This is a genomic window from Paenibacillus sp. DMB5 (genome assembly GCF_001517085.1).
Lineage (GTDB): Bacteria > Bacillota > Bacilli > Paenibacillales > Paenibacillaceae > Paenibacillus_AQ.
In genome coordinates, this window is sequence record NZ_LRAC01000157.1 from 1 (window position 1) to 21270 (window position 21270).

Sequence of the window (21270 nt, forward strand, 5' to 3'; positions counted from 1 at the left end):
CGGCGCGCGAGAGCGGAGCGCCGCGAAGCGATGAGCGGCGCAGCTTCGCCAGCAGCACATCGCCGGCCGCCAGTGCAGCGCGGCGGTACTGCGCTTTGATCTCTGCCGCCAGGGCGCGGCAGAAGTTAAGCAGCGCCTCGCCGCTGCCGGACGTCCCGGCTTCACCTGTGCCGCGAGCCACTCGCGGCTCACCGCCGGGAAGCTGTCCTTCAGACGGGTCTCTGCCCCGTCCTCCCAGACCTCCAGGCCTTCGGCCCATTCACGCACCGCCTGCAGAAGGTGCCAGTCCAGCTGCCCGGAGATTTCCCGGCTCTGCAGCCCCTGCCAGGTATTGAGCCGCTTCTCCTGCTCCTTCTCCCGCTTGCCGGCAGTGAACAGGAGCCCGCGCCGGAATCCGGGGGCAAGGCTCTCCACATAAGCACCAGCCGCCTCCCGAACATCTGCAGGCATCAAATTGAGGTTACCCAGCAGGGTATCAAGCATGCTCCGCAGATGATGCCGCGACTCTTCCGGCAGGCCGGCAAGAGCCTCCTGTTCTCCGGCCACTGCCTTAAGTGCAGCCTGCACAGCCGCTTCATCCGCCCCTTGCGTTTCCATCTCCAGCTGTTCCCGCTGCTCACTCTGTTCTTCTGCATAAGCGGTTACAAGCGTTTCAGCAATATGATGGGCTGACCGGGACAGGCTGTATTGCAGCAGTTCCTCACGCCGGTCCAGCAGTGCGGATATCAGCTTCAGCAGCTCCTGCCACTGGTTCAGCGGATGTTCCTCCACCTTCAGGGAAGTGAACAAGAGCCCGGCTGCTTGAATACCCCAGGCATCGAAAGCGCTTTCCAATTGCTGCCGGTACTCTTCGATTGTAATTTCCTGCTGGCGGTGTTTGTCGATCTGGTTAACAATAAGATACAGCGGTTTTCCCCAGTCACTGAGATTTTTGGCGAATGCCAGATTATTTTCGGACTGCACATGATTGTAATCCATTACATAGAAGACTACATCGGCCAAATGCAGCGCCGAGCGGGTGGCCGCCTGATGACCGTCATCGGTAGAGTCAACTCCCGGAGTGTCCATCAGCACGCCGTGCGCCCCCAGGACCGGAACCTTCTCCCACACCTCAATGGCTGAGTATTCACCGCCGCTGCGGCAGTATTCCTGGAGCTGGTCCGGTGAAGTCTCCCAGGGGATTACCGGAATTTCCTTCTGGACCGGCACGGGATACAGCTTAACACGCGGCTCCCCGCAGCGGATCGACACGATATTGGCACTGGTCGGAACGGGCCCTGAAGGCAGTACGTTACTGCCGCAGAGCTTATTGATCATACTGGACTTTCCGGCAGAGAAATGTCCGCAAAAAGCAAGCGTCAGCTCATCCTTCTGCTCTTTACTCTGCAAATCCGCAATGACCCTGGCTGTTTCAGCTTCCCCCCACTGATCCATCAGCTCTTTAAATGAGGATAATGATGAGTCCTTTAACTGATTGTGGTTCTGATTCTGGTTCTGTTCCAGCTTCGTCTGTTCTGCCCGCAAAAGTGCCCACCTCCGCCGTTTCATTAAAATTCCCAGCTATATAACTATGTACTTCAATAAGGATATGTCCATTAAATGTAAATAACCGTTTCCAAGCTACCCGGAATCATGCTCAGCAGGCTGAATTGCTGATGGATTGCCCGGTAATACTTCAAAACATATTATTTCAAATTTAACTAGTCGCAGATTATCTACATTTTATCACCTGTCTGTCACAAATCAAATCATCACGTTTTACAAAATCAGCTATAATCCCTTACAAAACGAGTGAACAGATCATTACCGCTGAGTGAACTTTTCATATGAAAAACAGAGATGGTCAAACGATATTTAGTTCAAATGGTTGAATTTGGCGTCGGGTTCGAAGAGACAGAATGGGGGAAGATAAGCAGGCTGCCAGCGTAAGGCCGGTTTCTGGAGTATTATGCACGTTCGAGTTCATTGTCCGTAAAAGAAGACCCGCCAGCAATATAGCATCTGTAAGCTGACGATGCTTCTCTTGTACTTTGTACAAGAGATAAGGTTTAAATGAGGCTGAAAAAAATCTATTGTATTCTGTACATTAGATTCTCAGACTTCAGGCGCTTTCACCTCATTTCCCGATAATCAATTGTACAAAATGCAATAGAATGGATTTTCCAATCGTTTAGTATGGATTCTATTGCACAAAGCTGCACAAAGCAAAATACACTTATGCGTACAAAGTGCGTCCTTCCGCTAGTTTTAAATGTACACACTCCCCTTAAATAGCCTTATTCAGAGTCAGCTGCCTGCGTTGCGGAGGAATCATCTATCGCCTGAACGGCCTGATTTAGCGCCACCAGTCTTCTTTCCAGGAGCGTTCTTTGCGGACTGCCGGCTTTTGACTTGGCGTAACTGTTCTCAACGGACGGGATTAAGCCTTGAAGAACCTTGCGGGCCTCTGCTAAATCTTCAGGGGGATATGAATGGGGCTTTTGCTCCCAGGCATTTTCAAGTACCGCTAAGCCCGCACTGACAGCATGGAGCCGTTTCTTTGCCAGAGTTGTATTTGCACCGCTTTCGGTCATTTGGGTTACGGCGTTTTCGAGCTTTTGAACGGTTGACTTCATTGATTTTAAGGATTCCATTTGGTTTGACTTTGACACAGCTGCAGATTTATCTTCCATATAGAATTAAGGCCTCACTTTCCGGTGTCAGAGTATATAAAAAAACCGGCCCCTGCGGGCCGGCTCTTGCTGCAAATGAACATTAAGCTGTTTCCAGAACCGGAAGCAGAATTTCAAAAACCTTACCGTGCTGGAGAATTGTCAGACCGCGGGACTTGTCCTTCATCACGACAACCTCCGGCTTCTGGGACATCCGCTCCAGATAGTGTTCAGGCACATCGCCGGAATGGCTGATTGTGATGCCTTCCACTTCCTGCTCTTCATTTTCTTCAAGCGGACTTTCTACTACACGGTCGAAAATATCGGAAAAAGTCTCAAAATTATCGGTATACACAGAAATGCACTTCATCTCTATCCCATCCTCTTCTTCATCTCTAACTTCTTTGTTGCTCCCGCCTCAGTCTTAGTTTTCCTGATTGCTGCGGTTTTCATACGTTTCTTACCTTCCCGGCATACGTCGAGCAGCGGACACACGGGGCATGCCGGATTCTGTGCCTTGCAGTGATAGCGGCCGAAAAAAATCAGCCGGTGATGCGTGAGCGTCCATTCCTCACGGGGCACCGCCTTCATTAGCTTCTTCTCCACTTCCAGCACGGAATCATCCCAGCCGGCAAGCGCCAGCCGCTTGGCCACACGCTCAACATGAGTATCTACCGCGATAGCCGGCACTCCAAATGCATTGGACACCACAACATTGGCTGTCTTACGCCCTACACCAGGTAAGGTTACCAGCTGATCATGAGCCTGCGGCACTTCCCCACCATACCGCTCAATCAGAATCGAACACAGATTCTGAATATGCTTGGCTTTGTTGCGGAATAATCCAATGCGCCGGATATCATTTTCCAGCTCCTCCAGGGGAACGGAAACATAGTCCAGCGGAGATTGATACTTTTGAAAGAGGTCCACTGTCACTTTGTTTACTGTTGCGTCCGTACATTGGGCTGATAACAAAACAGCAATCGTTAGCTCGAAGGCATTCTTGTGGTTCAGCTCACAATGCGCATCAGGAAACAAGTCCCCGATAGTATCCAGAATGTGGCGGACTTCTGCGGCTTTCATAGCGTCCCCTCCACGGAGTATTTACACTCGAAATGAAGATCGCGAGCGTATCCTCTCATAATCTGCAGAAATATAAGGATACATCCGGTGAGAAGCTTACCTTTGCTTATATTTCAAAAAAAACGTCCTGACGCAGTCAGTCTATCCTCTGCGTCAAGACGTGTTTCACACGGAAATCCACCATAACATTATTGTTTCACAATTTCAACCACAACGTCATTATTAAAATACATTATAATATTATCATTTTCTTTGAGAGATTGCACGGATAAAGTCGTGTCACCTTGATGAATATATACATTTGGCGCGAGTGTATAGCGGTATACATCATTCAGAGTGGTACGTTTGACCTGAAGCTCATTGGTAGCTGCATCCGCCCGTGAGAATACCTTGCTGAGCTGGGTGAGTACACGGATGAGAACAACGCCATCCGAATCCTTCCGCACTTCCACCCGGTCCGCCGTTGTCACATTGCCCAGTGAAGCTGTCGTCACACCGTCTCGGACTACCCGTACACCGCTTCCGGCCGTAAAGGTCTGCGAAGCCCCTGTGTAATCCTTGACAGTCAGCGTCCCTGCCGCAGCATCGACCGCAGCTACCTGACCGCTGCTTAGCTTCACTGACTGGATCGAGACAGGTGTGCTTCCGTCAAACTTCACGTTGATGAAGCCGCCTACCTTCAGGTCACTGATTGTGATGTTCTGGCCGGCCTCATTGGTCATCGGAACAGTCAGTGTGTACAGTTCGCTTGTACCTCCAGACCACTTTACACCCAGCTTGTTAGCAGTACTGTTAAGAGTGGTAATCTCAAGCTGGGCAGCTGATTGCACACGCAGTACCGAGATAACGTCCTGCCCTCCGGAAAGCACTGCTGTAACCTGGCTGTTAATTGCTACATCAGCTATTGTGGCCGATGCTCTGCCGAAATAATCAATGCTCTGCGGATAAGGCAGCGTCAGTGACTGGCCGTTAGCCAGCTTCAGTACAAGCGTCCGTGCAGCGGCGTTCAGCGAGGCCAGTGTTCCGGTATACTTCGTGGTGCTTTCTACTGACAAGCGCGGTCACCGACGGCATTCACATCCACCTTGCGGCCTTCCGTCAGTCTGGAGGCAATGCCTGTCAGCGTCGGAGAAGCAACTCCGTCATAAGCAAGCTTGGTGCTGGCATTCAACACCACCACATGCGCTTTGTTGCTGCTGTCTGTAAAGGTAAGCAGCTGTGTTTTGGCATTGTAAGCGACCACCGTTGCACCGCTGTATTGTTCGATCTGACGGCTAGTCACTTCGATCCTCGTAACCTGGTCGCTGCTGTTCAGTGTCAGCTGGACGTTATCTCCGCCGGTAGCATCGGCAATAAGATCTGCTGCAGCCGGACTGGTTACATTAGGAATCACGATAGCCGGCGATGCCGCCAGCAGCTTAACCTCACGTGTACCGTCAGACTTTTTGTACACAATGGTTGAGCCTGTCAGCTCCATAATGTATCCGGAGACTGTACGTTCTGCTGCAGAGGTTACTTCAACTGCAGTCAGGATATTATTTTTAACAGTATATTTTACAGCAGAATTGGTTTTAAGATCGGCAGGCTGCAGTACTGCGCTCTGTGAGCTGAACAGTGTGCTGCCATCCTCCCAGCTGAAGGTCTCAACCGTCCCGGCTGTATTCTTGAAGGTAATTTTTTTGCCTGCAGTATCAACGCTTTGAATCGTTCCGGAAGCGGTTTTGTTTACAATGCCTGAAGTCACCTGCAGCTTGACCACTTTGCGGGAGCCGCTGTAGGTTTCGCGTGTCAGCTTGATTTTGCTCCCTGCAGTCACCGCTGAAGCATTAATCACAGCATCATTTACGTCAACAAATACGGTGTTCTCATCATAGCTGTATTGATCATATCCGGTTGGAGAATCTACCCAGATCACGCCTGGTGTAACCTTGGCAAATGTTCCTTCGGCAGTCTCAATCTGCTGCACAGGATTAGTTAACTCTACATAAACGGCGTTGTAGGTTGCCCCGATAACGGTAACTTTAGTATAAGGCTGAATATCATTCAGGCCGATTCTCGCTTCGGAGGCACTTGTAAAATAGGCGGTTGATGCACTCAGGTTATAAGTAGCATTAGTTCCGTTACTGTACAGTGTAAGTTTGCCGTCCTTTAAAGCGCTGACTGTACCGGAAACCGTGTTGTCATACTGCAGTGAATTATGCGCTTCTGCCCGGCTGAAGAAAGTCGCCAGCTGTGCGCGGGTTACTGCACCCTGAGGATCAAAGCGGTTACCGTCCAGCCCGTTTGCAAGCCCCAAATCTACTGCAGCATTGATGTATCCGCGCTTGTTGGCAGAGACCTTGGCATCATCGGCGAATCCAGTGGGCTCACTTGCTGCTGCAGCTGCCTCAGAGCTTTTACCCAGTGCACGGATTAGCAGCTCAGCCACCCATTCCCGGGAAGCCTTACGCTCTCCCCAGGAGGTTTTGAGATTGTCCGCAGCCATTTCTACTGTCTTGTCCAGCAAACCTGACTGGAAGGCAAGCACAACATAAGGCTTATAATAGTTATTGACCTGAAAATTCGACGGCAGAACAACATCTGTTGTTGTATCCGCATTATTGTGCAGCTTCATAAAACGAAGAGCCATCAGGACAGCTTCCTGCTGGGTAACGGAATCCCCCGGACGGAACAGCCCGTTATTGCCGACCACAATCCCTTGTGAAGCCAGCTTATAGATATGTTTTTCGGCCCAGAAGCCAGTTTTTACATCGCTGAAAATGCTGCCTGCCGCTGCTGCGGTTTGCGTTGTTGCCGCCGAAGTCGTGGTCGGGGCAGCCGCAGTATCCGCAAACGCCGCACCTGCTCCGCCAAACGCGATGGCGCCGGCCAGAACGGCGGAAGCCGCCTGGGCAGAATAAGCTCTAAGAGTATGTTTTGATCTTTTTTGACCGGACAATGCGTTATTCCCCTCTCTGTATCCCAAATATGGTTCCGTTAGTGATTCGCCGGCCTGTGTCTTGTTTCCTGCACCGGAGATTACAGGCCGCTGTTCTCTCTTGTCAGGGGATGCTCCAGATCAACATGTCCCATCAAGCTTTCGACCTGCTCACCGTCAACCAGAAGCTCAACAGCCTTCACATCTTCAAATTGGAAGAATGTCTTGGCCAGGGCACTGATCGCCATCGCTTCGCCGCCGGCGCCCAGCTGTGCTTCATCCGGCTTGTGGATATCCAGGGTGACCTGACCGTCCTTGAACTCAAGCGATTTCAGCTCCATGCCGCCCCATAGCGACACCTGCTCCGCATTGCTGCTGGTCTGCAGCGCCTTGAAGCTTTCGGTATATTTCTCTGTATCATTTGCAAAGCTGATTGATGCTGCGCCTGTAACCAGATCCATCTGCTGAGGGTCAGTGTAATATACCTCGATGCTCTGGCTCTGCTTCTCCGGCTGTGCCGGTTCAGCGGTTGCAGCCGGAGTCGGGCTTGGTTCCGCCTGAGGAGCAGTAGACGGCGCAACGATTTCTCCGCCGCTGTTGTCGGCTCCGTTATCCGGTGCTTCTCCGGCGTTCCCTCCAGATCCGCTTACCGCTGCAGTATTGTTCTGCGCCGCTTCGGCAGCCGGAGCCGCAGTCGGTTTATCCCCGCAGCCGGCAATAAGCAACAGTAGCACAGCCGAGACTGCGTTAACGTTAATTTTTTGTTCATCAACATTACCCCCTATAGATGAATATGGGCAGACAGGGCGGCAAAGCCCGATCAGTCCGCCACTTCTGAGGCCAGACTGGACTTTGCGGCCCTAATCTGCCGCTTGGCTGCTATTTCAATCCCAGAAACTCTTTGATTCCGCTGACTATACCTGCTGCTACCTTATTCTGCAAGCTCTCTGAGAAAAGCAGTGATTCATCGCCTTTGTTGCTGAGATAGCCTACTTCAAGGAGGACTGCAGGCATTTTAGTTTCGCGGATAACATGGAAATTCCCGTAGCGTACACCGCGGTTACTCAGGCCGGTGGCCTGCACAAGATATTTGTGCATCACGTTTGCCAGCGCTTTGCTGGACTCCCGCTGGTAATACGTTTCCGTTCCGCTTGCAGCCGATGAGCTGCTGCTGTTAGCATGCACGGAAATAAACAGATCCGCATTCAGATTGTTGGCCATCGCCGCCCGGTCCTTCAATTCAAGGAAGGTATCATCGCTGCGGGTCAGTACAACATCAATGTTATTTTCTTTTTTGAGCAGCTCCGCTGCTTTCAGTACAATAGCCAGATTAAAGTTCTTTTCGTATTTCCCCGTCACTCCGACAGCCCCTGAATCTTTGGCTCCGTGTCCGGCATCCAGCACAACCAGCTTCCGGCCGTTGTTGCCCGGCTGGGTTGACGGATTGTCAGTGCTGACTGCATTCAGATCCACAACAACCAGCCTCGAGGTATCACCTGAGACCTCAACGGAATAATTCTTGTAGCTGGTCGTATCAATCACGAAGCGGACTGTATAAGGACTGGTGCTATAGAGTGAATAGCGGATTGCTGTAACGTCTGGGTAACCCGTTACGGTTAGACTGCCGTTAAGGTTGGGATCAAGCACCTGACCTGTACCGAAAAGGTCGGAGAAGGTTGCATTCTCAATGTCAATGATGATCCTTTCGGGTCCGCTTGCCCTGGATACCTTAGGTACCGCGTTCCCCTCCATGGCAATGGTCAGCCGGTTCTCATTAAAACTGATGCCGTTCACCATTGTCAGGTTCTTCGCCGGGTCTGCCGGAGGTACAACTACGGTTGACCGCCGTCAGCGGCTCCGCCCCCAGAGCCTGTGTTATTCCCGCCGGTTTCCGGGGTAATAAGAGTTACAATCTTCTGATCGTTGTCCCAGCTGACAGTCAGCCCGAACTGTTCGCTGATAAACCGGATAGGCACCAGTGTAGTCCCGTTCCGGTTCAAAGGCGCATTAGTAAGCACTACGGTTTTGTCATTAACGGAAGCAGCTGTCTGATCTACAACCAGCTTCATTGTAGTGCCTGTCTGCCCGATCGTCACCGTCTTGCTGGCCTGATCCCAGTCGACCTTATAGCCGAGGTTCTCGGAGATCATTCTCAGCGGCACCATTACGGAGCCGCCCACATTCTCGACCGGAGCGCTCTGACCTGCAGTCAGTTCCTTTCCGTCGAGAAAAATCTTGTTGTTCGCGGCAGCAGCCTGTCCATGCTCCGGCAACACCAGTACAAAGAGCATCAGCAACAGCGTAAAAGCAAATTTCTTCATCTTTCACCTCTAAGAATCTAGTATTCCGCCAGATAATGGCGTTCGTGATGACCTGGCTACTGACAACCTTCGACATTGGTTAGACGCCTATGCAGCTTAAAAGTTGCGAATTAATTCCAGAAAACATCCGCACCCCCACATTTCCTGAGCCTCTTCAATGGTTATAATCCGAGATATTCATAGATTCCGGCTACAATCTCCCGTGCCAGATTATTTTGCAGCGTTTCAGTGAACATTGCCGTTTCATTGCCGGGATTGGTCAAGTATCCGACCTCCAGCAGCACTGCCGGCATACTTGTCTCGCGGGTCACGTGGAGACTCTTGCTCCGGACACCGTTATCCTTAAATCCGGTCCCTGCTACCAGATGCTTATGTAAAATCTGGGCCAGCGGCAGGCTCTCACTTCTTGAATAATAGGTTTCACTGCCGTTAACCTTGTCCCGGTTGGGGTAGGTTACATCCAGTGAATTCCCATGAAACGAAATGAACAGATTGGCTTTGCAGCCTCAGCAATATTAACCCTGTCCTGCAGGCCAAGGGTCTGATCGGTTGTGCGTGTGTACACAACCTCTACCTTGCCGTCCTGGGCAAGCAGGGCACCCACTTTATTGGCTACCGCAAAATTAACATCCTTCTCGAGCTTGCCGTTAGGGCTCACTGCCCCCGGCTGCTTGCCGCCGTGTCCGGCATCCAGTACGACAACCGGTTTACCAGAGCTTCCCGAGCCGGCTGCAGGAATGCCTCCGCTGTTTGCTGTGTTGAGATCAATCGTTACAAGTCCTGTACTGCTGTCGGTGCTCAGCTGATAAGGCTGACTGCCCACGGTCTGGATCACGAACCGGACGGTAGAGGGGCTCGTGCTGAACAGCGCATATCTTACCTCCGTAACCAGCGGATACCCGGTGACATCAAGCTTGCCCTGCGGCGTACCGTTCGGCGCGACGCTTGGCAGACTGCCCACAAAATCAGAGGCAAAGGATGCGCCTGCAAAATCAACGATGATCCGGTCAGGGCCGCTGAGTCTGGATACAGCAGGCTTGGCGCCTCCTGCCGCAGCTACAATCAGCCGGTTCTCACTGAACACCGCTCCCAGCACCTGAGGCGTGGTGGCCATATTACCGGCACTTCCGGGAACAGGAGTAGATGCCGGGCCGTTAACCCCGCCCGCAATGTCATCATCCTGGCCTGTTACCGCTGTTGGAGAAGGCGTAGCCGATGGTGAGGCTGCAGGCTGAGGCGTTGCCGTTGCAGCAGGCTGCGGGGATGGAGTAGCCGCCGGGAGCGGGTCAACGGAAGGCGCAGTACCACTCGTCTGCCCGCCGCTCAGATATACGGTCTTGTCGCTGTTATCCCAGCCGACCTTGAGCCCGAACTGCTCGCTTACAAAACGGATCGGCACAAGCACGGTTCCCCCGTTCTGCTTGGGTGCCGCATTCAGTGACAAGGTTACACCGTCAGCTTCAGCAGTCTTGCTTCCCACCGCCAGCTGAACAGTCTTTCCGTCCTGCTGCACTGTTACTTTCTTCGTCTTTTGTTCCCACAGTACCTCAAAGCCCAGGTTCTCAACTACTACCCGGATAGGAATCATAACGCTTCCATTTACGTTTTCAAGGCTGATTCCCTGGGGCAGTGCAAGCTCCTGATTGTCCATCACAATCCGGCCGGTACCTTGACCGGCGGCTGCAGCTTCCCGGCCGGCAAATGACAGCAGCAGCAGCGGCAGCAGCAATAGCAATAACACCCGTTGTCCGGCTCTTCTCATCCTGTACTCTCCCTTTTGGCAAATAATAGATACTACTAATCACACACAGATAAGCTATAGACGACAGAAATCCCCAAAAGTTGCCTTTGCAGGCAATGAATATATCGATTATAGCAAAAAAACTTCTATCTCCGGTACACGGAAATAGAAGTTTTGTGTAAAATTTGTAAAGTTAACGGATAATGCTGTCCTTATCTGGCGAAAAGCTTGGTAGCATGGCGTTCTTCATAAGCAGCGATTTCGTCGGCATGCTTAAGGGTCAATCCGATGTCATCCAGACCCTGCAGCAGGAACTGGCGGCGGTGCTCATCCAGCTCAAAGCTGATGCTCAGCCCGTAATCATCGCTCAGCGTTTTATTTTCCAGATCCACATTCAGCTTATATCCCTCATGCTCAGCTGTACGGTTAAAGAGATCATCAACCTGGGCCTCAGACAGCTTGATCGGCAGGATACCGTTCTTGAAGCAGTTATTATAGAAAATGTCGGCATAGGAAGGTGCAATTACCACTCTGAAGCCGTAGTCCATAATCGCCCACGGAGCGTGCTCCCGGGAGGAGCCGCAGCCGAAGTTGGCCCGGGAGATCAGCACGGATGCTCCCTCGTAGCGCGGCTTGTTCATCTCAAAAGCAGGATTGTCATTTCCCGCCTCGTCAAAACGCCATTCATAGAACAGGAACTGTCCGAACCCGGTCCGTTCGATCCGCTTCAGGAACTGCTTAGGGATAATAGCGTCTGTATCAACATTTACCCGGTCAACCGGGGCAACGATTCCGTTTAATTGTTTAAAAGCTTCCATAGTGTTATTTCCTCCCGCTCTCTCTCAAAGTTTCTATGCGTTGACGGCTTCTGTCTTGTAATTCCAGTCACGGACATCAGTAAACCGGCCTTTGATGGCAGCGGCAGCTGCCATTGCCGGGGATACCAGATGCGTGCGTCCGCCGCGTCCCTGGCGTCCTTCAAAGTTGCGGTTCGAGGTCGAGGCGCAGCGCTGTCCGGGCTGCAGAACGTCAGGGTTCATCGCCAGGCACATACTGCAGCCTGCTTCACGCCACTCAAAGCCTGCTTCGGTGAATACTTTGTCAAGACCTTCCTTCTCCGCCTGCATTTTAACGCGTCCGGAGCCTGGAACTACAATCGCAGTAACTTTGTCGGATACCTTGTGGCCTCTGGCTACCTGTGCAGCAGCGCGCAGGTCCTCAATCCGGCCGTTGGTGCAGGAGCCGATAAACACATAGTCGATGCCGATTTCGGACATCGGGGTGCCCGGAGTCAAATCCATATATTCAAGCGCTTTTTCAGCAGCTTTACGTTCATTTTCAGTAGTGAAATCCGCCGGATTAGGCACGCTGGAGCTGATGTCAGTACCCATACCCGGGCTTGTTCCCCAGGTTACCTGCGGAATCAATGTTTCTACGTCGAACTCTACGACAGTATCATACTGAGCACCTTCATCACTCACCAGTGTTCTCCAGGAAGCAACTGCAGCGTCAAAAGCCTCACCCTGAGGTACGTATTCACGGCCGCGCAGATATTCAAAGGTGGTATCGTCCGGAGCAATCAGACCTGCTCTCGCTCCGCCCTCGATCGACATGTTGCAGACCGTCATCCGCTCTTCCATCGACAGCTCGCGGATCGCCTCGCCGGTGTACTCAATAACATAACCGGTTGCAAAGTCCGTGCCGTATTTGGCGATAACGCCGAGAATCATATCCTTGGCAGTTACGCCGGGATTGCGCTTGCCGGTAAAGCGGACTTCCATCGTTTTGGCTTTGGACTGCTGCAGACACTGGGTCGCGAGCACATGCTCAACTTCACTTGTACCGATTCCGAAGGCCAGCGCGCCGAAAGCGCCGTGTGTGGAGGTATGGCTGTCGCCGCAGACAATCGTTTTGCCCGGGTGGGTCAGGCCGATTTCCGGTCCCATAACGTGTACGACCCCTTGGTCGATATCATTCAGGTCAAACAGTCTGACTCCGAAATCGCGGCAGTTCTGCGACAGCGTGTCGATCTGTTGTTTGGAAATAGGGTCAGTAATATTGAATCGGTCCTTGGTCGGAACGTTGTGGTCCATCGTTGCAAAAGTCAGCTCCGGACGGCGTACCTTGCGGCCACTCAGGCGGAGTCCTTCAAAAGCCTGCGGGGAAGTAACCTCGTGCACCAGATGCAGATCGATATAAATGATGCTCGGCTTGCCTTCCTCAGAATGAATAACGTGATTGTCCCAGATTTTCTCAAACATTGTCTTGTTGCTCATGATTTCACCTCATTAGTAGAATCGTTCATTGGAAGAGAGTGTGGAGTCTCTCTTGAATGCTCTAAATATAACATCGCCGTGTTTATAATTCCAAGATATGATTTCTATAAAAGTAATAGCCTGCGCTTATAAGCAGTGTTAATGGGGTATGTATTTTTGAATTCACTCAGAAATCTGATAAAATCATTTTCAAAAAACTAGACTTAGGGGAGAGAGTAATGAAAAAACCATTTTACAAGCGCTGGCTGTTCTGGGTAGTGGTAGTTGTGCTGGGCAGTATCATCGGACAGATTGCGGCAAGAAATGAACCGGCTGATGAGGCAGCTCCTGCCGCTACACAGGAAGTACAGGCAACGGCTGCACCCGCTGCAGATTCTCCTGCTGCTGAACCGGCGGCCGGCAATCCGTCCGTGAGCTGGGAATCGGCTATTGAACAGATCGCCCAATCGGATACAGAGTCTGCCCAGAAGGCTGATGCTGTGGAGGTATTGGCCAAGGCCTACTCCCCTTCTTCCGAAGAGCTGACAGACTTTGAATCGCAAGTAGTTGAGGAGTACAATGCCGGTAATTATCTGGCTCATATTGAGGACGCCGGGTACATGCTGACCAATCTCTTCAAAGCTGTTGTAGTTGAAGGCAAACACACTGACGGGGAGCCGATTAAGGATTTCGCTTCCGCATTCTATCAAAACACCAAGAATACTTTCATTGGTGCTGAGACTGCGGCAGTGATTCTGTAAAAGAAAGCGAATCGCTGATGGATAAAGCGCTAGCCGAAATAAAATAAGAGTCCCGTTTGGGGTTCTCTTGCTTCTCTAGCTTCCAGGGCTATATTAAAAAGGCCTCTTATAGGCTATACTTATAAGTATTATAAGTATACAAGGGGTAGGATTATGGAATTAAGACAACTGCAGTACGCGCTGCAAATCGCAGCGGAGCGCAACTTCTCGCGTGCCGCGGAGAAATTGCATGTAGCACAGCCCTCGCTCAGCCAGCAGCTGTCCAAGCTGGAAAAGGAACTCGGGGTAATGCTGTTCCAGCGTAATACGAGTTCAGTGGAGCTGACTCATGCCGGAGAACGGTTCGTCGAGCAGGCGGAATCGATTATAGCTGCCGTAGAACTGCTGCGGCAGGAGATGTCGGATATATCACAACTGCGCACCGGCCGTGTGGTTGTCGGCAGTATGCCGATTACCGGTGCCCATCTTCTTCCCCATGTCCTGCCGGTGTTTAAGCAGAACTATGCGGATATTGAAATTTCGCTGCTTGAGGATTCCTCTATGAATCTGGAAAAGCTGACTGCCGGGGGCCAGACGGACCTCAGCCTGCTCTCCCTTCCGCTGGAAATTCCGACACTGGCCTATGAGGTGCTTGGGGAGGAGCGGATTGACCTGGCCGTACCGCCGGACCATCCGCTGGCCTCACGCAAGGCTGAAGGCATCCGGACTACACTAGAGGAACTGAAGGACGAGCCCTTTATTGTACTCAAAGAAGGCCAGGGCTTCCGCAAAATGACGATGGAGCTCTGCCGGGAAGCCGGCTTTGAGCCAAAGATTGTTTTTCAGAGCAACAATATGGAGACCATTCAGTCCCTCGTTGCCACGGGTATGGGGGTTACCCTGGTGCCTCATTTTATCGCCCGTGCCCCGCGAAGTGAATTCGTCCCGGTCTATCTGCCGCTGGCTGAGCCGGTGCCGAGCCGTACACTGGTTATCGCCTATCGGAGGGGACGCTATCTGTCCAAAGCAGCCGAGGTGTTTATTGAAACCTTCAAGAACACAGTGGCCAGTCTGGCGGAAGCCTGAATCTGTTTTGCGCCCGCACAAAAAGGCTCCCGGGGTTTCGCTGGTCAGCGGAAATCCGGGAGCCTTTCGTATATTCTCTGCCTATTAGCTCATCATTGGCAATTATCAACATACAGGCGGTTCATACAGCCTTATCACATCTGGCGGTTATGCTGAGTGATCATCCGGTTCTGGTTGTCCGGCAGGCGGGTTGTGCTATCATTGACCGGTCCTTTGTTTCTGGTGTCTGCAGCACGCTCTTCAACAAAATCACGAATCGCCTGATTCTGAAATTCAGCTGCCTCTTTGGCATTTTCAGTCTGTTCCTGCGCGATTTGCTTGTCTTTACTCAAGTGGATGCACCTCCTGGTAACAGATTATAAGTAAATTACCCGTTCTTCCCACGTATAAACATCTCATTTCAATGCAGCTTCAGCGCATAAAAATATTCCTGCAAACTCCCTTTGCAAACCGCACACCTCCATGGTATTCTAATTGTCAAATAGTGAAACGTGCAGACGGGACCAGTAAGAAATGTCTCTATCCGTGAGCAGAGAGTAAATTCCGGAAGGCTGAGAGAATTTACCGCGGTTGTTATTTCTGAATCCTACCCCCGAGCGGCCTGCTGCCTGCAGGACGGATACTCCCGTTATGAGAATGAAGTCGGATGTTCCCTCATCAATGAAGGTGGTACCGCGGAAGTTAACATGCTTTCGTCCTTTGCTTAGTCTTAGGATGGGGGCTTTTTGTCGTTTTCAAATCTGATATTCTGAAAGGGAAGTGAAGATACAGTGGCCACACGTATTGTAGTCAAAATCGGCAGCAGCTCGCTGACCGGCCCCGAAGGCGGCTTAAACCGCGAAGCTGTAGCCTTTTTCGCAGCTGAGCTTGCCGCACTGCGGCAGGACGGGTGTGAGGTGCTGCTGGTAACCTCCGGAGCCGTAGCTGCCGGATTCCGCGGTATCGGTTATCCGTCCAGGCCAAAGCTGCTGCATGAGAAGCAGGCTGCAGCAGCCGTCGGACAGGTTATGCTGATGCAGGCTTATCAGGAGGCTTTTGCCAAGCACGGACTTCCGACCGCCCAAATTCTGCTGACCCGTACCGACTTTTGCAGCCGCCGCGCAATGAATAACGCGATGATGACGGTCGAGGAGCTGCTAAGACAGGGTGCCATCCCGGTATTTAACGAAAATGATACGGTATCTGTCGATGAACTGAAATTCGGGGATAATGATACACTGTCAGCACTGGTTGCCAATCTTTTGAAGGCCTCGCGCCTGCTGGTGCTGACCGATATGGACGGGCTGTACAGCGGAGACCCGCGGAAGAATCCCGAAGCGGTCCGCTTCAGCCGGGTGGAGGAGATTACGCCGGAAATCTATGCCTACGCAGGCGGAGCCGGCTCGAGCGTCGGAACGGGCGGAATGCGTTCCAAAATTGATGCCGCCAAAATTGCAACCCGCGGCGGGGTGCCAGTATTCATCGGCCGCGCCTCTGAACCCGGAGATTTGCGCCTGGCTGCGGCAGGCACGGGGAAAGGCACTTATTTTGACACTACCCTCGCCTCCCTGCCGGTCAAAAAACAGTGGCTCGGCTTTATGTCAACACCGCTCGGCTCGCTTTATGTCGATGACGGGGCAGTTGAAGCCCTGCTCCATGGAGGACACAGTCTGCTGCCGGTAGGCGTCAAACGGATCGAGGGCAGCTTCCACTCCGGTGATGTCGTTGAGGTTCTTGGACCAGATGCAACCTTGCTGGGCCGGGGGATTGTCAACTACGATGATACCCAGCTCCGCAGCATTCAAGGCCTGCCGAGCCGGGAGATCGTTCCCAAGCTTGGTGAAGTCCACCGGCTTGAGGTCATCCACCGCGATGAATGGATTACGCTGCGCTAACAGATAGGACAATTAACATACACTACCTTTCAGGGGGGAACAATATGAGTGAAGTGATTAATAAAGCTACATTAGCCAAAGAGACTACAGGAGTTTTAGCAAGCCTGACCACCGGCCAGAAAAATGAAGCATTGCTTGTCATGGCTGATGCTTTGCGTCAGGAGGCGCAGTCCATTATCGCCGCCAACGCCGAAGATCTGGAGCGCGGGCGTAAGGCCGGTACGCCGGAATCCATGCTCGACCGCCTGGCACTGGATGTCAGCCGGATCGGCGCAATCGCTGAAGGCTTGCAGCAGATTGCCGTGCTGCCTGATCCGGTTGGAGATACACTCGAACAATTTGAGCGTCCCAACGGCCTGTCTATAGAAAAAATCCGCGTCCCGCTCGGAGTGATCGGCATTATATATGAAGCCCGCCCGAACGTAACGGTAGATGCCGCCGGTCTTTGCCTGAAGACAGGCAACGCTGTGGTTCTGCGCGGCGGCTCCTCTGCCCTCTCCTCCAACCGCAAAATCGTTGAAGTGCTGCACACGGCACTGGCCAAAACATCCATTCCGGCTGCAGCCCTGCAGCTGATTGAAGATCCTAACCGTTCTTCTGTTGACGAGATGCTCAAGCTAAACGGCCTGCTGGATGTTATCATCCCGCGCGGTGGCAGCTCGCTGATCCAGAATGTTGTAATGAACGCCACAGTGCCTGTAATTGAAACAGGTGCAGGCATATGCCATACTTATCTGGATGCAGGCTGTCAGCCTGAAATGGCCGAACGAATCAGTGTAAACGCCAAAGCCCAGCGCCCGTCTGTCTGCAACTCCATGGAAACCTTACTTGTCAACCGTGAGTATGCCGCCCGGCATCTGCCGGCGCTGGCTGAAGCCTTCCGCAACGTTAATGTTGAGCTGCGCGGCTGCCCGGAAACGGTAGCCCTGATTCCTTGGGCGGTACCGGTAACCGCTGAGGATTATGCAACCGAATATAATGATTACATTCTTAATGTCCGTATCGTCGGCGGATTGGATGAAGCGCTGCGTCATATCGCTGAATACAGCACCAAGCATTCGGAATGCATCGTTACCGAAAATGCCGAGCATGCCGCACGTTTCCTGCAGGAGGTAGATGCTGCTGCAGTGTATCATAATGCATCCACCCGTTTCACCGACGGGTTCGAATTCGGCTTTGGCGCCGAAATCGGCATCAGCACCCAGAAGCTGCATGCCCGCGGACCCATGGGTCTGCCTGCACTGACTTCCTGCAAATATATCATCCGCGGAACAGGACAAATCCGGGGATAACGGAGATGCTTGCGAAGCAAGTTTTGTACGCTGATTATACAGTGAGGTTAAGCTCACAAAACTTTTAGGGGGACTCATAACATGTGTCAGCAACCATCCGTTCCACTTATTAAGGAACATATCGTATTCTACGGGGCAGGCTCGATGGCGGAAGCCATTGTCCGGGGCATGATTGCCCGCAATGTTATTGCTTCCGACAGCATAACCATGCTCAACCGCAGCAGCAGTGAGCGTCTAGCCGAACTGCGCAGCCGTTATGGCGTGCAGGGAAGCAATGACCCGCAGCAAAAAGCGGAAATCCTCAAGAATGCCCAGGTCATTGTCCTGGCAATGAAACCGAAGGATGCTGCTGAAGCGCTGCGCGGACTGGCTCCGCTGCTCCAGCCGGACCAGCTTATCGTCTCCGTTATTGCGGGTCTTACAATTCGCACCATCCAGGGTCTGCTCGGCACGCCTCAGCCGGTGATCCGCACGATGCCGAATACTTCAAGCACGATCGGACTCGGCGCAACAGGCATCGCCTTCTCCAAGGAGGTTGATGAGCCCGGCCGCCGTCTGGCACTAAATATCTTCGAATCGGTGGGCATCACTTCCGTCATCGAAGAAGAACGCATGGAAATTCTGACCGGAATCTCCGGCAGCGGCCCGGCCTACATTTATTACATGATGGAAGCCATGACGGCTGCAGGCATTCGCGGCGGATTAACAGCTGAGCAGAGCTTAGAGCTGACCGTGCAGAGCGTACTTGGAGCTGCCCGCATGGTACAACAGACTGGAGAGGACCCGGCATCCCTGCGCAAAAAGGTCACTTCACCAAACGGCTCCACCCAGGCAGCGATTGAAACGCTGGACAAAGGCGACTTCTTCGAAACCGTCATCGCCGCAGTGAACCGCTGCGCCGAACGCTCCCGTGAGATGGGGGCAGCCGTGGAAAAAGAGCTGTTTAAAAACCAGTAAAGCACAAACAGTCCATCTTGCTGTAGTATGTTTCATGCAACACCGCAACTAGCCAACCTTGCCGAACTAACAGGAACTCCCCCGTCAGCATTCTTTAAAGATCTGAGGGGGGAGTTTTCGTTAGCCGTCCTGGCTACTATAAATCCAATTATACTATCGGACCAGTGAGAGGCTCCGATGTGGTGACTGCACAATTCCGGATACTGCTCTCAATAAATTGTGGCAAGTGCTTTGCACAAAAACCAAAAAGCCTGCCGCACTTGGTTACCCAAGGCAGCAGGCCTTTTAATTGCACACCGTTATCTTCCGCCATTACGGAATTTCTGGTTATAATTTTTGACATCCTGGGCATTCTTCACCCGGTTGCGCGACCATTCCAGCAGGATGCGGTCAATGTAGCGGAAATGAATCTTGCCGGCAAATACAGACTCTTTCAGCGCCAGCAGAATAAGCTCCTCCGGATAACGGTCCTGATCGACCCAGCCGGATATGGTCTCACATTCCATGGGCGACAGCGGCCGGCCAAATTCCTTCTCGAAGATGCTGAACAGATTGCGGCTCTCCGCCTCCACAGCTGCTGTAGCAGCAGGACTTCCGGCAATCCGTGTTGACGCATGTCTGGAATGAATCGATCCGGCAGATCTGCCCTCAGCAGCCTCTTGAGCGGCTTCAGCCAGAACAGCACCCAGCTTGTTGAACAATCCTGTAAAATTGTACTGCTCGTAATGAAAATCCCTAAGCTCGTCATTGGTTCCGTCAATGCTGATAAAGCCTTCCTTCATCAGCTTCTGCAGCTCTCCGGCAATTACAGAAATGCTCCGGCCGGTCACAGTTTGCAGATCCTCCAGCGACGGGAACTCAATGCCCTCCACCTGCCGGAAAGACAGCAGGTGGATGAGCAGCATGGCTTCGTCGCCGCTGAGATTCAGCTTCCGGTAATATTGTAAGAGTGCATAAGGAATGACGGCCATCCCGTGCTGAAGGCCAAACGCTGCGCCCTCACCCCAGGTATTCCATCCTCTGCCGTCCATACTTCTGCCCCTTTCACTTTATTTAAGGGTATAGACGGTACAGTGTACGCGGGAACGGAATCGTTTCACGTACATGATCGAGACCGCAGATCCAGGCTACTGTGCGCTCAAGTCCCAGACCAAAGCCGGAGTGAGGCACGGAACCGTAGGTACGCAGGTCCATATACCACTTGTAAGTATCCATGGAAAGATTATGCTCTTTGAAGCGCTGTTCCAGCAGTTCCGGATCGTCGATACGCTGCGAACCTCCGATGATCTCACCGTAGCCTTCAGGTGCGATCATATCCGCGCACAGCACAACCTCTGGACGTTCTGGGTGCGGCTTCATATAGAATGCCTTGAATGACGCCGGGTAATGTGTAATGAATACCGGCTTGTCGTTGGCCTCCGCGATCGCCGTTTCATGCGGTGCACCGAAGTCATCGCCCCAGGCAATTTCATGGCCGTTATCATTAAGGAACTTGATCGCATCATCATAGGTAATCCGCGGGAACGGTGCTTTGATGTTCTCCAGCTTGGATACATCACGGCCCACCGCTTCAAGCTCGGCGCGGCAGTTCGTCAATACGGACTGCACGATAAAGCTGATGAAGTTCTCCTGCACTTTAAGGCTCTCTTCATGATCGGTGAAGGCCATTTCCGGCTCAATCATCCAGAACTCAATCAGATGGCGGCGGGTTTTCGATTTCTCGGCACGGAAGGTCGGCCCGAAGGAGTAGACCCGGCCCAGCGCCATTGCTGCAGCTTCCATGTACAGCTGTCCGCTTTGAGTCAGGTAAGCATCCTCATCGAAATACTTTGTGTGGAACAGGTTGGTGGTTCCTTCAGCCGAGGTTGGAGTAAGAATCGGCGGATCCACCTTGGTAAAGCCGTTTTCGTTAAAGAACTGCTGAATCGCGCGGATAATTTCCGCACGGATTACCAGTACCGCACGCTGCTTCGAAGAGCGCAGCCAGAGGTGACGGTGATCCATCAGGAAGTCAACGCCATGCTCCTTAGGGGTAATCGGATAATTCTCAGTGAGATGCAGTACTTCAATACCGGTAACTGTCATTTCATATCCGGACTGGCTGCGCGGCTCTTCACGGATAATGCCCGTTACGTACAATGAGCTTTCCTGGGTGAGGCTCTTGGCATCGTCCCAGACTTGCTCAGGCACTTCCGATTTCACCACAACGCCCTGGATATAACCTGTACCATCCCGAAGCTGCAGGAATTGAATTTTACCGCTGGAGCGCTTGTTGTTCACCCAACAGCCGATAACAACACTCTCTCCGACATGCTCATTCACATTCTTGATCACACTTTTGTTAGCCATGCCT

General features: G+C 52.3%; 19 protein-coding genes and 1 pseudogene. 5 read left to right on the top strand and 15 right to left on the bottom strand.

Features of this window, described 5'->3' with window-relative positions; all coding sequences use genetic code 11:
• The 12 genes and pseudogenes from AWJ19_RS34965 to leuC all read right to left on the bottom strand — a co-directional run.
• On the bottom strand, window positions 1–1524 hold a 1524-nt coding region (locus AWJ19_RS34965), incomplete at its 3' end, for a dynamin family protein (protein WP_198536664.1).
• A gap of 752 nt (window positions 1525–2276) precedes the next feature.
• Window positions 2277–2672 carry a hypothetical protein gene (locus tag AWJ19_RS28950; RefSeq protein ID WP_068728642.1) on the bottom strand — a complete coding sequence of 132 codons (396 nt, stop codon included), beginning with the start codon at window positions 2670–2672 and terminating at the stop codon, window positions 2277–2279.
• An 82-nt stretch (window positions 2673–2754) separates the two neighbouring features.
• Window positions 2755–3021, bottom strand: a complete 267-nt coding sequence (locus AWJ19_RS28955) for a hypothetical protein (RefSeq protein ID WP_042178089.1) — start codon at window positions 3019–3021, stop codon at window positions 2755–2757.
• 2 nt (window positions 3022–3023) lie between these two features.
• Complete coding sequence (gene nth / locus AWJ19_RS28960) at window positions 3024–3734, bottom strand: endonuclease III (RefSeq protein ID WP_068728643.1); 711 nt, start codon at window positions 3732–3734, stop codon at window positions 3024–3026.
• A gap of 188 nt (window positions 3735–3922) precedes the next feature.
• Window positions 3923–4789 carry a hypothetical protein gene (locus tag AWJ19_RS34405; RefSeq protein WP_082708187.1) on the bottom strand — a complete coding sequence of 289 codons (867 nt, stop codon included), beginning with the start codon at window positions 4787–4789 and terminating at the stop codon, window positions 3923–3925.
• A complete protein-coding gene (locus AWJ19_RS28965) occupies window positions 4780–6672 on the bottom strand; it encodes an S-layer homology domain-containing protein (RefSeq protein ID WP_128083725.1) in 1893 nt (630 codons plus the stop codon). Before AWJ19_RS28965 ends, AWJ19_RS34405 begins: the two co-directional genes overlap by 10 nt.
• A gap of 80 nt (window positions 6673–6752) precedes the next feature.
• On the bottom strand, window positions 6753–7385 hold the full coding sequence (locus tag AWJ19_RS28970; RefSeq protein WP_241781931.1) for a GerMN domain-containing protein: 633 nt from the start codon (window positions 7383–7385) through the stop codon (window positions 6753–6755).
• Between the two features lie 145 nt (window positions 7386–7530).
• Window positions 7531–8972 (bottom strand): annotated as a pseudogene (locus AWJ19_RS28975) (N-acetylmuramoyl-L-alanine amidase family protein).
• A gap of 161 nt (window positions 8973–9133) precedes the next feature.
• Window positions 9134–9463 carry an N-acetylmuramoyl-L-alanine amidase gene (locus AWJ19_RS34410; RefSeq protein ID WP_082708190.1) on the bottom strand — a complete coding sequence of 110 codons (330 nt, stop codon included), beginning with the start codon at window positions 9461–9463 and terminating at the stop codon, window positions 9134–9136.
• A complete protein-coding gene (locus tag AWJ19_RS28980) occupies window positions 9427–10734 on the bottom strand; it encodes an N-acetylmuramoyl-L-alanine amidase family protein (RefSeq protein ID WP_068728645.1) in 1308 nt (435 codons plus the stop codon). Before AWJ19_RS28980 ends, AWJ19_RS34410 begins: the two co-directional genes overlap by 37 nt.
• A gap of 191 nt (window positions 10735–10925) precedes the next feature.
• Entirely contained in the window at window positions 10926–11531 is a 606-nt protein-coding gene (gene leuD, locus AWJ19_RS28985; protein ID WP_068728646.1) for a 3-isopropylmalate dehydratase small subunit, read from the bottom strand.
• Window positions 11532–11564: 33 nt separating this feature from the next.
• Complete coding sequence (leuC, locus tag AWJ19_RS28990; RefSeq protein WP_068728647.1) at window positions 11565–12989, bottom strand: 3-isopropylmalate dehydratase large subunit; 1425 nt, start codon at window positions 12987–12989, stop codon at window positions 11565–11567.
• Window positions 12990–13207: 218 nt separating this feature from the next.
• On the opposite strand from leuC, the gene AWJ19_RS28995 reads away from it, so the two are divergent.
• Window positions 13208–13729 (top strand): hypothetical protein, encoded by a 522-nt coding sequence (locus tag AWJ19_RS28995; protein WP_068728648.1) that lies wholly within the window; start codon window positions 13208–13210, stop codon window positions 13727–13729.
• Window positions 13730–13882: 153 nt separating this feature from the next.
• Window positions 13883–14794 carry a LysR family transcriptional regulator gene (locus AWJ19_RS29000; RefSeq protein WP_068728649.1) on the top strand — a complete coding sequence of 304 codons (912 nt, stop codon included), beginning with the start codon at window positions 13883–13885 and terminating at the stop codon, window positions 14792–14794.
• A gap of 134 nt (window positions 14795–14928) precedes the next feature.
• Here the strand turns inward: AWJ19_RS29000 and AWJ19_RS29005 are convergent, their stop codons facing one another.
• On the bottom strand, window positions 14929–15126 hold the full coding sequence (locus AWJ19_RS29005) for a hypothetical protein (RefSeq protein WP_068728650.1): 198 nt from the start codon (window positions 15124–15126) through the stop codon (window positions 14929–14931).
• 438 nt (window positions 15127–15564) lie between these two features.
• On the opposite strand from AWJ19_RS29005, the gene proB reads away from it, so the two are divergent.
• The 3 genes from proB to proC all read left to right on the top strand — a co-directional run bounded on the left by proB (window position 15565) and on the right by proC (window position 18917).
• The gene (proB, locus tag AWJ19_RS29010) at window positions 15565–16668 is read left to right on the top strand and encodes a glutamate 5-kinase (RefSeq protein WP_068728651.1); all 1104 of its coding nucleotides are present in this window, start codon (window positions 15565–15567) and stop codon (window positions 16666–16668) included.
• Between the two features lie 44 nt (window positions 16669–16712).
• Window positions 16713–17960, top strand: coding sequence for a glutamate-5-semialdehyde dehydrogenase (locus AWJ19_RS29015; RefSeq protein ID WP_068728652.1), 1248 nt, complete (start codon window positions 16713–16715; stop codon window positions 17958–17960).
• Between the two features lie 81 nt (window positions 17961–18041).
• A complete protein-coding gene (proC, locus tag AWJ19_RS29020) occupies window positions 18042–18917 on the top strand; it encodes a pyrroline-5-carboxylate reductase (RefSeq protein WP_068728653.1) in 876 nt (291 codons plus the stop codon).
• 299 nt (window positions 18918–19216) lie between these two features.
• On the opposite strand, the gene AWJ19_RS29025 is transcribed toward proC, so the two are convergent.
• Window positions 19217–19948 carry a DnaD domain protein gene (locus AWJ19_RS29025; RefSeq protein WP_068728654.1) on the bottom strand — a complete coding sequence of 244 codons (732 nt, stop codon included), beginning with the start codon at window positions 19946–19948 and terminating at the stop codon, window positions 19217–19219.
• Window positions 19949–19970: 22 nt separating this feature from the next.
• Window positions 19971–21266 (bottom strand): asparagine--tRNA ligase, encoded by a 1296-nt coding sequence (gene asnS, locus AWJ19_RS29030; protein ID WP_068728655.1) that lies wholly within the window; start codon window positions 21264–21266, stop codon window positions 19971–19973.
• Between the last annotated feature and the right edge of the window lie 4 nt (window positions 21267–21270).

What these genes read in the sequence shown, in the direction of transcription:
- AWJ19_RS28950 (WP_068728642.1), bottom strand. Translation starts at nt 2,672, where the DNA reads ATGGAAGATAAATCTGCAGCTGTGTCAAAGTCAAACCAAATGGAATCC.
- AWJ19_RS28955 (WP_042178089.1), bottom strand. Translation starts at nt 3,021, where the DNA reads ATGAAGTGCATTTCTGTGTATACCGATAATTTTGAGACTTTTTCCGAT.
- nth (WP_068728643.1), bottom strand. Translation starts at nt 3,734, where the DNA reads ATGAAAGCCGCAGAAGTCCGCCACATTCTGGATACTATCGGGGACTTG.
- AWJ19_RS28980 (WP_068728645.1), bottom strand. Translation starts at nt 10,734, where the DNA reads ATGAGAAGAGCCGGACAACGGGTGTTATTGCTATTGCTGCTGCCGCTG.
- leuD (WP_068728646.1), bottom strand. Translation starts at nt 11,531, where the DNA reads ATGGAAGCTTTTAAACAATTAAACGGAATCGTTGCCCCGGTTGACCGG.
- leuC (WP_068728647.1), bottom strand. Translation starts at nt 12,989, where the DNA reads ATGAGCAACAAGACAATGTTTGAGAAAATCTGGGACAATCACGTTATT.
- AWJ19_RS28995 (WP_068728648.1), top strand. Translation starts at nt 13,208, where the DNA reads ATGAAAAAACCATTTTACAAGCGCTGGCTGTTCTGGGTAGTGGTAGTT.
- AWJ19_RS29000 (WP_068728649.1), top strand. Translation starts at nt 13,883, where the DNA reads ATGGAATTAAGACAACTGCAGTACGCGCTGCAAATCGCAGCGGAGCGC.
- AWJ19_RS29015 (WP_068728652.1), top strand. Translation starts at nt 16,713, where the DNA reads ATGAGTGAAGTGATTAATAAAGCTACATTAGCCAAAGAGACTACAGGA.
- proC (WP_068728653.1), top strand. Translation starts at nt 18,042, where the DNA reads ATGTGTCAGCAACCATCCGTTCCACTTATTAAGGAACATATCGTATTC.
- AWJ19_RS29025 (WP_068728654.1), bottom strand. Translation starts at nt 19,948, where the DNA reads ATGGACGGCAGAGGATGGAATACCTGGGGTGAGGGCGCAGCGTTTGGC.
- asnS (WP_068728655.1), bottom strand. Translation starts at nt 21,266, where the DNA reads ATGGCTAACAAAAGTGTGATCAAGAATGTGAATGAGCATGTCGGAGAG.